This is a genomic window from Achromobacter sp. ISS7 (assembly GCF_056523125.1).
In genome coordinates this window covers 2,273,457-2,286,624 of sequence record NZ_JAWRZD010000001.1, presented here as the reverse complement: position 1 = coordinate 2,286,624, position 13,168 = coordinate 2,273,457, and the positions used below count along the sequence as shown (strand labels likewise).

Annotated in this window: 11 protein-coding genes; 1 reads left to right on the top strand and 10 read right to left on the bottom strand. The window is 70.4% G+C overall.

The window, feature by feature from the left end; all coding sequences use genetic code 11:
- Positions 1–13: 13 nt before the first annotated feature.
- From AC1HFW_RS10275 to AC1HFW_RS10250, 6 genes are all read right to left on the bottom strand, one after another.
- Positions 14–655, bottom strand: a complete 642-nt coding sequence (locus tag AC1HFW_RS10275) for a glutathione S-transferase family protein (protein WP_061070975.1) — start codon at positions 653–655, stop codon at positions 14–16.
- A gap of 148 nt (positions 656–803) precedes the next feature.
- Positions 804–2,024 (bottom strand): MFS transporter, encoded by a 1,221-nt coding sequence (locus tag AC1HFW_RS10270; RefSeq protein ID WP_479283108.1) that lies wholly within the window; start codon positions 2,022–2,024, stop codon positions 804–806.
- A 101-nt stretch (positions 2,025–2,125) separates the two neighbouring features.
- Positions 2,126–2,917: a type I methionyl aminopeptidase gene (map, locus tag AC1HFW_RS10265; protein ID WP_116521673.1), complete on the bottom strand. Its 792-nt coding sequence runs from the start codon at positions 2,915–2,917 to the stop codon at positions 2,126–2,128.
- Positions 2,918–3,163, bottom strand: coding sequence for a ParD-like family protein (locus tag AC1HFW_RS10260; protein WP_054434814.1), 246 nt, complete (start codon positions 3,161–3,163; stop codon positions 2,918–2,920). It lies immediately after the preceding gene.
- Positions 3,164–3,252: 89 nt separating this feature from the next.
- Entirely contained in the window at positions 3,253–4,413 is a 1,161-nt protein-coding gene (locus tag AC1HFW_RS10255) for a PAAR domain-containing protein (RefSeq protein ID WP_479283105.1), read from the bottom strand.
- Positions 4,414–4,449: 36 nt separating this feature from the next.
- Entirely contained in the window at positions 4,450–4,701 is a 252-nt protein-coding gene (locus AC1HFW_RS10250; protein WP_006395424.1) for a hypothetical protein, read from the bottom strand.
- A gap of 176 nt (positions 4,702–4,877) precedes the next feature.
- On the opposite strand from AC1HFW_RS10250, the gene tssA reads away from it, so the two are divergent.
- Positions 4,878–5,990: a type VI secretion system protein TssA gene (tssA, locus tag AC1HFW_RS10245; RefSeq protein WP_006395423.1), complete on the top strand. Its 1,113-nt coding sequence runs from the start codon at positions 4,878–4,880 to the stop codon at positions 5,988–5,990.
- 127 nt (positions 5,991–6,117) lie between these two features.
- Here tssA and AC1HFW_RS10240 read toward each other — a convergent pair whose 3' ends face one another.
- The 4 genes from AC1HFW_RS10240 to AC1HFW_RS10225 all read right to left on the bottom strand — a co-directional run bounded on the left by AC1HFW_RS10240 (position 6,118) and on the right by AC1HFW_RS10225 (position 13,120).
- A complete protein-coding gene (locus AC1HFW_RS10240) occupies positions 6,118–6,912 on the bottom strand; it encodes an OmpA family protein (RefSeq protein WP_479283102.1) in 795 nt (264 codons plus the stop codon).
- A gap of 2 nt (positions 6,913–6,914) precedes the next feature.
- A complete protein-coding gene (gene tagF / locus AC1HFW_RS10235; RefSeq protein WP_006395421.1) occupies positions 6,915–7,898 on the bottom strand; it encodes a type VI secretion system-associated protein TagF in 984 nt (327 codons plus the stop codon).
- Entirely contained in the window at positions 7,895–11,608 is a 3,714-nt protein-coding gene (gene tssM, locus AC1HFW_RS10230) for a type VI secretion system membrane subunit TssM (RefSeq protein ID WP_241069061.1), read from the bottom strand. Before tssM ends, tagF begins: the two co-directional genes overlap by 4 nt.
- Positions 11,609–11,728: 120 nt before the next feature.
- Positions 11,729–13,120 carry a hypothetical protein gene (locus tag AC1HFW_RS10225; RefSeq protein ID WP_479283100.1) on the bottom strand — a complete coding sequence of 464 codons (1,392 nt, stop codon included), beginning with the start codon at positions 13,118–13,120 and terminating at the stop codon, positions 11,729–11,731.
- Between the last annotated feature and the right edge of the window lie 48 nt (positions 13,121–13,168).

Below are 13,168 nucleotides of genomic sequence, written 5' to 3'. Positions count from 1 at the left end.
GCCGGGCCGCCTGCTAGGCGGTGCCGTTGCGGCCGTGGGCGCGATAGCCCGGCCGCTCGGCCAGCCTGTCGTAGTAGGCGGCCACCGCCGGCAGTTCAGGCCGCAGGGCGCCGTCCAGCGGCGTGGCGAACCAGCGGTTGACCGACAGGCCGATGGCGATGTCGGCCAGCGTAAAGGCCTCGCCGGCCACGTAGGCGCCGGTGTCGCGCAGGCGCTGTTCCAGGATTCCCATGAAGTGCGCCCAGTCGCGGCTCGAGGCCTCGATGGCGGCGGCATCCCGGTGCGCCGGCGATTGCCGCGCCAGCGCCATGAAAGCGTAGCTCCAGGACCGGTTCAGATCGGTCGCCTGCCAATCCATCCACTGGTCGACCCGGGCGCGAAGCCTGGCGTTGGCCGGATACAGCGGATGCACCGCGTCGCCGCCATATTGGTTGGCCAGGTAGCGGATGATGCTGTTCGATTCCCACAGCACGAAGTCGCCGTCGCGCAGCACCGGCACCATGGCGTTCGGATTGAGCGCCAGGAAGGCCGCGTCGGCCGTCGGGCGAAAGCCCGCGCCCCAGTCCTCTCGCGTGAACGGCAGGTCCAGTTCGACACAGGTCCAGAGGACCTTGCGGACGTTGATGGAGGAGGCTTTTCCCAGGATGTTCAGCATGATGGCGGCAAGGGGGAGTCGGGCGAGGCGCCGCGGGCGGCGGCCTCGATGGCAGGCCAGTCTAGCGGCCGCCGCCCGCCGCCGCCAGATACAGATCCGGCCTGGCGGGACCGCAACAGAAGCCCTCGCCGCCGCGGCATGGCGCCGTTCAGCCCGCCACGGCTTCCGGCTGGCGGCGCAGCCGCGCCACCGGCGAGGCCAGCAGCACCACGAACTGGGCGGCAAAGCCCGCGCTGGACAACCACAGGCAGGCGTCCATGCCCAGTCGCGCCGCCAGGGTCGCGCCGATCAGGGCGCCCACCGGCCGCGCGCCGAACGTCGCCGTGACGATCACGGCCGAGACCCGGCCCAGCAGCGCGTTGGGCGTGACCGCCTGGCGCAAGGTGGTGGTGGCGATGGTCCACAGGATCGGCCCGGCGCCGAACAGGAACAGGCCGACCCCGGCCCAGGCGCCCGCCGGCCACGCCAGCGTCGACAGCAGGATCAGGCTGGCGGCCAGCGCGCAGGTCGGGCCGGCCGCGATCAGCGCGCCGAACGACAGGCGCGCCGCCAGCCACGGCGCCGCCAGGGCCCCGGCCAGCATGCCCGCGCCGTAGATGCCCAGCGTCATGCCCACGCCGGCGGCGGTCAGGCCCAGCCGCTCCACCGCATAGACCACGTATACGGCCTGCAGCACGAACCAGGCGGTGTTGAAGCACACCGCCGTCACCAGCACCGGCCGCAGCAAGGGATGCGCCGCCACGAACGCGGCGTCTTCGCGCAGTTCGCGCCCCAGGTGGCGGCGCGCCGCCGCGCGCGGCGGTTCGGGCGGCAGGCCCGCCAGCAGTCCCGCCGCCAGCAGCGACAGCAGGGTGGCCAGGCCGTAGGCGACGGCGGCGCCGATGCCGCCGACCAGCGCGCCTCCCAGCGCCGGCCCGGCCGAGAACGCCGCGCTGCGCGCCAGTTCCAGCCAGCGGTTGGCCTGCGCCAGTTGGGTCGCCGGCAACAGCGTCGGCACCAGCGCGGGCGCGGCGACGTTGTAGGCCACCGTGCCGACCGCGCCCAGGAAGCCCAGCACCGCCAGCGCGGCCAGGTTCAGTCCGTCCACCGCCAGCAGCGCCAGCAGGCCCAGCAGGCTGGCGGCGCGCGCGCATTCGGCGGCGGTCATCAGGGCGCGGCGCGCGATCCGGTCGGCCAGCACCCCGGCGGGCAGTGACAGCAGCAGGAAGGGCAGAGTCTGGGCGGTCTGCAGATAGCCGGTCTGGGCGGCGTTGGCGCCCAGCGCCAGCACCGCCACCAGCGGCGCCGCCGCCAGGGCGATCTGTTCGGAGCATTGGGCGGCCAGATTGGAGGCGGCCAGGCGGCGGAACGCCGCGGGCAGGGCGGGCATGGAGGCAGCGGCCGGCGGGGCCGCGAAAACGACGAGGGCCCGATCATGACCGGGCCCCGCGCGCGTCGCACTCCGTTAATTGCCGTCGCCGGCCAGAGGCGTCAGGGAATCGGCGGGTAGTCGCCGAAGCCGTCCGGCCAGGACGTCAGCACTTCGTAGCCGGTGTCGGTGACGACCACCATGTGTTCCCACTGGGCCGACAGCGAGCGGTCCTTGGTGACCACCGTCCAGCCGTCGGGCAGCTGCTTGCTCTGCGGCTTGCCGGCGTTGATCATGGGCTCGATCGTGAACATCATGCCCGGCTGCAGCACCAGGCCCTCGCCGGGGCGGCCGTAGTGCAGCACCTGCGGCTCGTCGTGGTAGATCTGGCCGATGCCGTGGCCGCAGTATTCGCGCACGATGCTGAAATGCTCGCGGTGCGCGACCGTCTGGATGGCGTGGCCGATGTCGCCCAGCGTGGCGCCGGGCCTGACCGCCATGATGCCGGCGCGCATGGCCTCGTAGGTGGTGGCGACCAGGCGCCGCGCCAGCGGGCTGGGCTGGCCGACGAAGTACATGCGGCTGGTGTCGCCGTACCAGCCGTCCTTGATGACGGCCACGTCGATGTTGAGGATGTCGCCGTTCTTGAGCACCTTGGCCGACGGGATGCCGTGGCAGATTACGTGGTTGGCCGAGGCGCAGATGGTCTTGGGAAAGCCGTGATAGCCGACGTTGGCCGGGATCGCCTTCTGCACATTGACGATGTAGTCGTGGCAGATGCGGTCGAGCTCGTCGGTGGTGACGCCGGGGCGCACGTGCTCGGCGATCATGTGCAGCACGTCCGCCGCCAGGGCGCCGGCCTGGCGGGCCATGGCGATGTCGGCGGCGGATTTGATGGAAACCTTGCGCGCCATTTACGCGGCCTCCTGCTGGCCGGTGGGCGCCTGCCCCTGGGACAGGGCCGCGATGCTGAAGCCCTCCGCCTGCTCGATGCGGATCAGCAGTTGGCAGATGTCGGCGTGGCGCAGCTCGGGGTAGAGCTCGGACAGCATGCCGATGCGCATCCAGTGCTCGGCCTGCGAGTTGATCGAGCGGCTCAGCGCGCTGCTGGCCACGCGCAGGTTCTCGTGCATCTGCTCGGAAATCTTGACGATGCCCATAGTGAGTGTTCCATATATGGTTTGTATATGGAACGTATGTTATCTCACCCTCGGGCCCGGACGCAAATCGCCCCGCCGTGGCGCGCCCGTCAGGCGGGCTGGGCGGCGGGGGCCTTGTCCAGCAGGTTCATCGCGTCCAGCTGGCGGTAGCGCGCCGGGTAGATCGAGCGCGCGTAGTCCTCGCAGGGGGTGCCCTGGGTGGCGATGGCCATCACCACGAATTCGGCGAAGTCCTCGGGCGGACCGGCCTTGGCGTAGTCCGACGGAGAATTGCCGTCGGATTTGGCGGCGGCGCCCCAGGCCTTCATGTCGACGCGGGCGTTGTTGGCGTAGCTGTGGGCCAGCTCGTGCAGCACGGCGTGGTCGATCATGGCCTGTTCGCCCGACATGCTGTAGAGCGTGATGCGCGAGAACATGGTCTCGCCCACGGTGTGCGCCGCGCGCGTCGGGTCGGCCCAGGGCGGGCCTTTCACCACCTGCGCGTTGAGCCGCGTGATGCGGTCTTCCAGCGCCATGCCCTTGGCCAGTCGGATCTGCAGATCGCGCCCCTGCAGCATCGCCTTGGGGGCGATGCCCAGGCTCTTGGCGACCTGCTCCGGTTGCGGTTGCGGTTCCTCGGTCAGGCGCTCGGTGAATTCCTGCGGCCGGCGCTGCATCAGGTCGCCGGTCCAGAGCGGATCGCGCGGTTCCAGCACCACCGGCACGCGCTGCCCCGCGGGCCAGGCTTCATACATGACGCACTTGTCGTCCCCCGCGCGTGCCAGGTTGGCGGGCGGCTGGTAGGCCGACGGGCCGGTCAGCTTCACGGGCGCGCGCTTGGCGTCGAACATGGCCTCGGTCAGCTTGAGTGTGTCCTGCACCTGGGCGCATTTCACCGGCGCGTCCTGCGCCGCCACGGGTTCGATCGCGGCCAGCGCCGCCGGCGTGCCGGCCTGCAAGGCCTGGGGCGCAGCGTTCACGCCCGAGCCGCCGCCGTCGCCGCCGCCATGTTCGAGCTGGTAGAACTGCTGGCTGGCGATGAGCGTGGCGCCGCAGGAGGTCTTCATGCCTTCCAGCGCCGTGCGGCGGTCGGAGCTGACGCTCTGCACGCCTTCGACGATGGTGTGCTGGCCCGCGCACTTGGGGCAGGTGACGCGGTCGCCGACGCGCGCCATGGGCTGGCCGAAGATCTGCACGGATTCATCCCCGGTCACCACCACGCCGCCGTGCGACGTGCGGTCACCCTTGCGTATTACGGATCGCTGCGCCATGGCCGCCCGTTGCTCCTGAATGAAGGTTAAGTCTGCTTACAGATAGGTGCCGTCCGGCGCCATGCGCGGCGGGCCGACGACGAAGCTGCCATCGGGCGCCATGCGCACCGGGCCGCCGCTGCCGAGGTAGCGGCCATCGGGCGCGCGCTGCGGCGTGCCGGCGACGTAGGTGCCGTCCGGCGCGCGGGTGATGGGCCCGCCGTCGCCGACGTAGGTGCCGTCCGGGCAGCGCCGCGGCGTGCCGTTGATGAAGTGGCCGTTGGGCATCATGTGGAATGATTTGTTCATCGCGACTCCCTGTGTTTGGAGAGCTTGCATGATAGCGATGGTCCCTGATGCGTTTTGTAATAGGGCGTGTCATGTTCCAACGTAACGCCGTTACAGATATGGGATCATCGCTGCTTTCGCCGCCGGGCCATGCGCCGCTTGCGCATGGCTCGCCACCCGCAACGACACAAGACACTATGAGCGATATCGACGCACTGCTGCAGCCCATTCCGGGCGAGGCGCCTTGTGGCGCCGACATGGTCTTTTCGGCCGAATTCGACGCCATCCGCGAGGCCCGCCGCCATGATGACCCGCACCTGGACCAGGGCGACTGGGTCATCGATATCAAGGAAGCCGACTGGCCGCAGGTGATCCGCATCTGCACCGAAGTGCTGACCGAGCGCAGCAAGGACGTGCGCGTGGCCGCCTGGCTGGCCGAGGCCTGGGCCAAGACCCGCGGCTTTGCCGGCCTGCGCGACGGCTTCCTGCTGGTGGACGGCCTGTGCCGGCGCTATTGGGAGGGGCTGCATCCGGTGCCCGACGAGGGCGACGTGCAGCAGCGCGTGGGCAACCTGGCCTGGCTGCTGGCGCGTTCGCAGCAGCTGGTGCGCGAACTGCCGTTGACGCAGTCCGAGGGCGGGCGCTTCGGCGCGGTGCTGTGGGACAGCGCCTCGCAACTGGCCAACGCCATCAAGCGCACGCCGCAGAACGCCGCCGACATGTCGCGCGGCAAGGTCACGCTGGAGCAGTTCGACGCCGCGCGCCGCGATACGCCGCCGGCGTTCTACTCCGAGCTGGAAAGCCAATTGCAGAGCTGCTTCGGCGCGGTCGACGTGCTGGAGTTGACGCTGACCGAGCGCCTGGGCGACGAGGGCCCGGCCATCACGCCGGTGCGCACCGCCCTGAAGGACGTGACCGAACTGGTGCATCGCTTCGCCCGCGAGGCCGGCCTGCTGGTGCGCGCCGACCTGGCGCCGGCGCCGGCCGCGCAGGCCGCGCCGTCCGCCGGCGCGCCCATCACCCGCATGGAGCCTACCTTGACCGCTGCCGACCTTCCGCCCACGGCCCCCGCGGCCACGCGCGGCCCGCTGCAAACGCGCGACCAGGCCCTGGCGCAATTGCGCGAAGTGGCCGAGTTCTTCCGCCGCACCGAACCGCACAGCCCCGTGGCCTATCTGGCCGACAAGGCCGCCAGCTGGGGCGAGATGTCGCTGCACCTGTGGCTGCGCACCGTGGTCAAGAACGGCGAGGCGCTGTCGGGCCTGGAAGAGCTGCTGGGCGTGCCCAAGCCGCCGGAGAACAACGGCTGAAGGCAAGCCCCGGCGCAGCGGCGCAATCGCCAGCGCCAGGGATGAGGGATGGCGGGGGGCGGGGCGTCGGTACGCAATGGAACGCGTGCCAGGCGCCGCGGGCCGGCAGTCAGCGCGCGACCGCCGCTTAGCGGCTGGCGCGGAATTCGATGCGGCGGTTCTTGGCGCGGCCCTCGGCCGTGGCGTTGGTGGCCACCGGCTGGTCCGGCCCCGCGCCCAGCGTCTCGAAGCGGCCGGGCGGCAGTCCCTTGTCCACCAGATAGGCCCTGACCGCGTCGGCGCGCGCCTGGCTCAGCGCCAGGTTGGTGCTGCGGCTGCCGGAGCTGTCGGTATGGCCGATGATCTGCACCTTGTCGCTGTGCAGCTTGGGAATCACGTCGGCCACCTGGTCGAGCAGCTCGCGTCCGCGCGCCGTCAGCGTGGCGCTGCAGGTCTCGAATTCCACCACGCGGTTGGTCAGCACTTTGTCGAGCAGGCCCTGTTCGTCCTTGCCGGCGGCCACGCGCAAGCCGTTGACGATCTTGTAGGTCGGATTGAGCGAGGTGGCGAAGGTGCTGGCGATCTGCTGGCGCGAGGCCTCGTTCTGCACTTCGCCCTGCAGGCGGATCTGGGTGCCGTCGACTTCCAGCTGGCCGCGGTTGATCTGCTTGAGCGGCTGGCCGATCAGCTTGCCCACGTGTTCGGACCAGTTGGGGGGCGCGACCACGCCGCCGACCTCGATCTGGTCGATGACGTTGCCCACGCCGTAGACCTGCTGCAGCCGCGCCAGCACGTCGGCCTTGGTGGCTTCGTCGGGAACGGCGCCGCTGGCCACCACCTGGCCGGGTTGTGGAATCACGTTGGCGGGGACGACGGTGGCGGCGTCCTGCGCCGCCGCGGCGCACGAGAACAGCGCCGCCATGATCAGGAGAGAGACGCGCATGGTCAGGCTCCGGTGAAGACTTCGAGATAGGTGTCGAGCGCCATGCGCAGGGACAGCCGCGGTTGGTCCAGATAGCTGGACAGCTTGGCCAGGCCGTGGCTGGCCGACACGTGGTTGCGCACCCAGGGCGCGTCTTCCAGCACGATGTGCTGTTCCGCGAAGGCCTGCGGCGTCGACAGCAGGCTGGCCAGGGTTTGCGGCGAGGCGCCGCGAAAGCCCGCCACCAGGCGATGCTTGCCGCCGATGCGGCCGATGAACACCGCGATCTCGAAATCCGCGCGCGCCAGGAACGGTGCGATCAGCGTCATCCAGTACGACGCCACCAGGTTGATGTAGAGCGGATCGTCGGGCAGCGGCAGCGCCAGCCCGCGATCGAGCTGCGACGAGCCGCTGGACATGACCGGTTCGAGCAGGATGCCCAGCGCCAGGACGATGTCGTGCACGTTGGCCGCATGGCCGTTGCCGCGCAGCATGGCCTGCAGCCGTTCGACGGTCTGCAGGTCGACGAAGGCATCGAAGCCGTCGTCGGCCTCGGTGCGGATCTCGCCCTCCAGTTCGTTCAGGGTCTGCAGCGCCGGGCCGGGATCGGCGTCGGTCATCAGCAGCGAGGCCGCGCCGCTCATGCGGTTCCACAGGCGGCTGAAGGCCATCGGGCTGCGGGCGATGAACGCCAGCGGCCGCTGCACTTCGACCGAGGTCGCCGACAGGAACGGAAAGCGCCGGCCCGACTGGTCGCGGCTGGGTTGCAGGTGGCCGGCGATGGCCAGCTTGCCGCGCGAGCCGAGGATGGCGAACGGCATCGGCTCGGCCTCGTCGTACAGCGTCTTCCAGTGCGGGTCCTGGGCCAGCAGCTCCATGGTGTTGGCGACCCAGCCGTCCAGCGTGCTCATCAGCTGCGGATGCGAGGTGTTCTTGACGAAGTCGCCGCGCGCCGGGATCTTGCCGAAGTAGGCCGTGCGGAACAGGGGGGACTGCAGGTTGCTCATTGCGGCGCTCCGGGTCGCGTCTGGGCGGAGGAGGATTCGGACGTGGCGCCCACCACGGAGGAGGGCAGGCGCAGGTTGCGCAGGCCCTGGCTGCCGCCGGGCTCGCTGCCGCCGGCGCCGGGCGCCTGGGCGTTGCTGATGATGCGCAGCTTGACCGGCACGGTCACGTTCGACTTGCCCCAGCTCATGTTGAAGCTGCCGTCGGCGTTGGAGGTGCGCTGGGCGGTCGCGATCAGGCGTTCCAGGCCGAAGCGGCCCGGCTCGTTGACGATCTCGACCACGCTGCCGTCGAAGGTGGTGGCGGTGATGCGCGCGCCGGGCGCGCCCTGCGCATTGGGCCAGACGAAGTTGACCCATTGCGGCGGCGTATTGCGGTAGCGCAGCTGCTGGCCGTCGATCTCGATGGTGTACTCGGTCACGCCCGAGGCCGGCTTGGGCTGGATCTGGAACAGCGTCTGCGGCTGGCTGGCCGCGCCGGCGCCGGCCGCGCCGCCGGACAGCGGCGCCACCCATTGCGCGAAGTTGGCGGTGAAGGTCGGCTGCAGGCTGACGCCCATGTCGCCCCAGGTGCGCGCCGTCAGGATGTCGCCGCGGCGCACGGTCAGCGGGCCGAGCGTGTCGTTGACGTACTTGGCGATGCTGCCCTGCGGGCCGAACACCTGGCCGATCTCGTCGCTGCTGGCTTCGACGCTGGCGCGCGAGGCGAACGGATACTTCTCGGCCAGGGTCTGGTTGAACGGCTGGTAGATCTGCGCGTTCCAGACCTTGTTCAGTTCGGACTCGGCCGGCTGCATGGCCACGGCGTAGGCCTGGATCAGCGGCCGCACCAGCAGCGGGCGCAGCGTTTCGCGCTGGGTCGCCGACAGGCCCGCCAGCATCTGCTCGTCGACCAGCTTGAGGGCATCGGCCAGTTCCGAATCCTTGCCTTCCAGTGTCTGGCGCAGCAGCACCAGCGAGCCGGGGCCGGGGTCGCCCTGGTTGTTGAGCAGGTTGAAGCGCGTGCGGATCTTGGACAGCGCGCCCATGTAGTTGCCCAGCAGCGACTGGTTCTCGCGCGTCACCACCAGGCGCGCCACGTCCGAGAACTCGCGGCCCACCGGGCCCATCGGAATGGCCTCGCCGTTGGCGGCCGTGGCCGCGGCGGGTGCCGGCGGCGTCTGTCGCAGGATCACGCGCTTGAACCAGCCGACCACGCCGCTCTGCGCCTGTTGCAGGCCGGCGTTGACCAGCGAGGGGTTGTCCCACGAGGTCTGCTCATAGGCAGTGTTGATGAGCTTGGCGATGGGCGAGGTCTGCGGGTCGCCCAGGCGGTTCATCGCGCCCACCGACTGCTCGAAGCTGGTGAACGGCTTGATGGTCACGCCGCGCAGGAATTTCTGCCATTCCTGGGCGTATTCCATCTTGTACATGGTCGCCAGGCTCTTCTGGATCTGCTCGGGACTGCCGTCCAGCGTCAGGTCATCGCGCGCGTTCACGCCCAGCACCCAGTCGCTGGTCTGCACTTCCTTCTTGGCGGCCTCGTTGATGGCGGGCTGGATGTACTGCTCCCAGGCCTCGCGGGTGAAGGTGCCGGGGATGGCGTAGCTGCCGGCCACCACGCCGGCGTCGTTCTCGCCGACGATGCGCGCCACCGTCATGGTCTGGAAGCGCGTGGCGGCGCGCGCCTTGAGCGTGGCGTAGGCGCGTTCGCGCGCCGGCATGCCCTGCATCACGGCGCGCAGGCTGGCGCGGGTCTTCTCGACCAGCGCCAGGTTGGTGTCGATCTGCGGCCAGCCGGCGTCGGGGGCGCGGCTGACGTAGAACGAGATCAGGCGCTCGGCGCTGCGGATCAGCTGGTCGCGCGGCATGGCGCCACGGTTGGTCTCCAGCCAGCCGCGCCAGAAGCGCGTGATCTGGTCGGACAGGTGGGTGGGGTCGACGTGCTGGCGATTGGCCATCATCAGGTACGTCTTGAGCGCGTTGTAGGCGTCGTCGGCGTTGGTCGGCGAGGCGTCCTGGAACAGCGTGTCGCCGCCCGCGGCATGCGCGGCGCGCAGCGCCTGCGGCGCCGGCTTGGGCGTGCCGCCGGCCGCCGCCGCGGCGCCGGACATGTCGACCTTGGCCAGGAAGTCCTCCAGGCTGACCTTGACCGGGCTCAGCATGAACTGGCGCGCGCCGTTGTAGTACTCGGCCAGCAGGCGTTCCTTGAGCACGTCGCCCTGGTACAGGCCCAGGCCCAGCGACCACGGGCGGCTGGCCGAATAGCGGTCCAGCTGCTCGATGCGGTCCTGCAGGATCTCCATGGCCTCCAGGCGGCTCTGCAGGTCGGTGCGTTCGCTCTGCAGCCGCACCACCTTGTCCAGGTCGGCCTGCACGTTCTGCGCCAGCTGGCGGTTGCCCAGGTACGACCAGCTCCAGCCGCCCAGCACCAGCCCCAGCGCCAGCACCAGGCCGAAGAAGGTCAGGTAGCGCATGCGGGTCTTGGCCGGGCTGGCGTGCTGGCGCACCAGTTTCTTGTCGGCGAAGATCACGCTGGAAAACAGGTCGCGCAGGAAGAAGCCGTTGTGCGAGGACACGTTGCGGGCCTGGCCACGCGCGGCCGGGCGCAGGTCGAAGCGCTCGGCCAGCCGCTCGGTCGAGGTGCTTTGCGACACGCCTTCCTGCAGTGCGCTGGTGAAGTAGAAGCCGCGGAACACGGGCTTGTACTGGAACGGGTTGGTCTCGAACAGCGTCGACAGGAAGGTGCGCAGCGCCGGCTTGATGCCGGCGAATTCCAGCGGGAAGGTCAGCAGGCCGGGGGGCAGTTCGCGGTTGTTGCGCAGCGAGATCTGCGCCGTGCCCATTTCCTTGAGGCCTTCGTACAGCTCGTCGAAGCGTTCGTCGAACAGGGCCAGCACGTCGCGGTTCTCTTCCGCGCCGTAGGGCAGGGTGGCGCCCCAGACGCGGTCGCGCTCGCGCTGGTCGCTGTCCGAGAAGAACTCGCTGAAGCCCGAGATCAGGTCGGCCTTGGTGAAGATGATGTAGACCGGCGCGAACACCTCCAGCCGGTCGGTCAGCTCCTGCACGCGCTGGCGCAGGTTCTTGGCCAGGTTGATGGCGAACTCGGGGCCCGCGCCGGTCAGTTCGTCGATGCTGGCGGCGACGATGATGCCGTTGATCGGCGCCTTGGGGCGATGGCGCTTGAGCAGGTCGAGGAACCCCATCCATTCGTTGCGGTCTTCCTCGTGCACCGAATAGCGGCCGGCCGTGTCCAGCAGGATGCCCTCGGTGGTGAAGAACCAGTCGCAGTTGCGGGTGCCGCCCACGCCGCGCACCGCCGCGCCGTTCTTGTCGGCGAACGGAAACTGCAGGCCCGAGTTGATGACCGCGCTGCTCTTGCCCGCGGCCGGGTTGCCGATCACGATGTACCAGGGCAGCTCGTAGAGAGCCTCGTTGCCCGAGACCTGGCCGATCTTGGAGGTCTTGATGGTGCGCACCGCCTGCACCAGCCGGGTGCGCAGCGCGTCCACGTCACCGCGATTGGCGGCCGCGGCGCCGGTCTGCACCTGCTGCTCCAGCATGTCGCCCAGGTTCTTGTTGGCGCGCCGCGCGCGTCGCCGGCGCCACAGGTAGGCGCACAGCCACAGGAACAGGAAGATGCCCAGCGCGATGCCGGCCCACGCCAGGCCGATCTCGACCGTGTCGGCGAACAGGAACAGGAACACGATCAGGGCGATCAGGCCAAGCGCCATGAACAGGCGCGGGCTGCCGAGCGCGCGCGATGTCCAATGTCGGCCTTCGCTCAGGGCGCTGGAAATACCGGAGAAGAAACCTGAAGGGCTACGCATGATTCTGGCTTTTTTTTATGGGGGTCAGGCGGAGGGGGAAGGGGACAGCAGGGCGAGCGTGCGCAAGGCGGGGTCCTGGGTCATGACGGCGATGACGGGGGCTTCGGCTTGCGCGCAGGCCTCGCTGGCGACCGCGAGCGTCAGCAGGTGCGCGGCCGCGCCGGTGTAGCCGCAGGCGCCGCCCACGGCCAGGCAATCCTGGTTCGGGTCGAGCGCGGTGAACAGGGTGCTGGCGAGGCCCGCGGTTTCGAGCGGACGGCTGCCACGATGATCGGCGTCGCTGACCAGCGCGCGGATGTCCTCCACGCGCCGGTCCTGTTGTTGCAGGAAGCGGTTGGCCAGCTCGGCCAGCATCGGTTCGCTGGCGGCGCCGCGGGCATCGGCGCCGGTGGCGCGGTGCGCCATGGGCGACAGGGCCAGCGCGAAGGCGCCGGCCGGCGGCGCGGGCGGGGCGTTGGCGCCGGCGTCGGCCAGGTTCAGGTCGAGCAGCAGGCCGGCGGCCGCTTCACCGGGCACGCGGCCCTGCGGATTGGCGCTATCGACCAGCAAGCCGTCCGCGTCCCAGTCCTGCACCACGTGGGTGTCGATATAGGAATCGGCCGACGCCACGATGCGCAGCGGCGCGCGCGCCGGCGTGGCCGGTTCCAGCGCCAGTTGCCGCAGCAGGCCGTCGCTGGCCAGCGCGTCGCGCGCCTCGTGTTGCCGCAGCGTCAGGCGCGAGGCGGGCCAGGCCGCGATGAGGCGGGCCTGCGCCAGCGCATGCTCGCGGGCCGCGGGCGGCCATTGGGCCGGCAGCAGCAATTCGACCTGCAGCAGCGGCCAGTCGTCGTCGCGTTCCGGCGTGCCGTGTTCCAGCACGTGGGCGCGGGCGTCGCGTGACAGGCTCTCGACCACTTCGCACAGCAGGGCGGTGGCGCGCAGGCAGTCCTCGGCCTGCGCGGCGGCGGGCGCGGCGTGCGTTTCGGCGGCCTCGCGCAGCATGTCGTTGTCCAGGTGCGCCGCGCGCGCGCTGAAAATGGGAAAGCCGCGGGCGTTCTTGAGGATGTCGTCCAGGTCGGGCCGCTGCTGTTTCGCCAACGCTTCGTGGATGGCGGCCGCATCGCTGCCGGGCGCGGCGCGCGCGGTGCTCGCCAGCACCACCAGCCGGGTCGCGGCCGGCGGCGCCACGGGCGCCTGGTCGCCCGGCGCGGCGGCAGGCGTCGCCGCGGCCGCGGCGCGGGCCTCGCGGCGGGCGCGCGCGATGCGCAGGCCCGCCCACCCGGCCGCGATCAGCGCCAGCGGCAACGCGAACAGGTACAGGCCGATGTCCACGCCGGTGGGCAGCGTGCGCGACTCCTGCCACCAGATGATGACGGCCAGCCAGACGACGCCGAAGACCAGGGCCAGCAGCAGGCCGGTTTTGAGAAAGCGGGTCATGAGAGTTCGAAGCGGTGATCGGTTGGTCGGGGGAACGGCTGGGTCAGG

Excerpts from the sequence above, each read along its gene's own strand:
- AC1HFW_RS10275 (WP_061070975.1), bottom strand. The coding sequence starts at position 655 with ATGCTGAACATCCTGGGAAAAGCCTCCTCCATCAACGTCCGCAAGGTC.
- AC1HFW_RS10270 (WP_479283108.1), bottom strand. The coding sequence starts at position 2,024 with ATGCCCGCCCTGCCCGCGGCGTTCCGCCGCCTGGCCGCCTCCAATCTG.
- map (WP_116521673.1), bottom strand. The coding sequence starts at position 2,917 with ATGGCGCGCAAGGTTTCCATCAAATCCGCCGCCGACATCGCCATGGCC.
- AC1HFW_RS10260 (WP_054434814.1), bottom strand. The coding sequence starts at position 3,163 with ATGGGCATCGTCAAGATTTCCGAGCAGATGCACGAGAACCTGCGCGTG.
- AC1HFW_RS10255 (WP_479283105.1), bottom strand. The coding sequence starts at position 4,413 with ATGGCGCAGCGATCCGTAATACGCAAGGGTGACCGCACGTCGCACGGC.
- AC1HFW_RS10250 (WP_006395424.1), bottom strand. The coding sequence starts at position 4,701 with ATGAACAAATCATTCCACATGATGCCCAACGGCCACTTCATCAACGGC.
- tssA (WP_006395423.1), top strand. The coding sequence starts at position 4,878 with ATGAGCGATATCGACGCACTGCTGCAGCCCATTCCGGGCGAGGCGCCT.
- AC1HFW_RS10240 (WP_479283102.1), bottom strand. The coding sequence starts at position 6,912 with ATGCGCGTCTCTCTCCTGATCATGGCGGCGCTGTTCTCGTGCGCCGCG.
- tagF (WP_006395421.1), bottom strand. The coding sequence starts at position 7,898 with ATGAGCAACCTGCAGTCCCCCCTGTTCCGCACGGCCTACTTCGGCAAG.
- tssM (WP_241069061.1), bottom strand. The coding sequence starts at position 11,608 with ATGGCGCTTGGCCTGATCGCCCTGATCGTGTTCCTGTTCCTGTTCGCC.
- AC1HFW_RS10225 (WP_479283100.1), bottom strand. The coding sequence starts at position 13,120 with ATGACCCGCTTTCTCAAAACCGGCCTGCTGCTGGCCCTGGTCTTCGGC.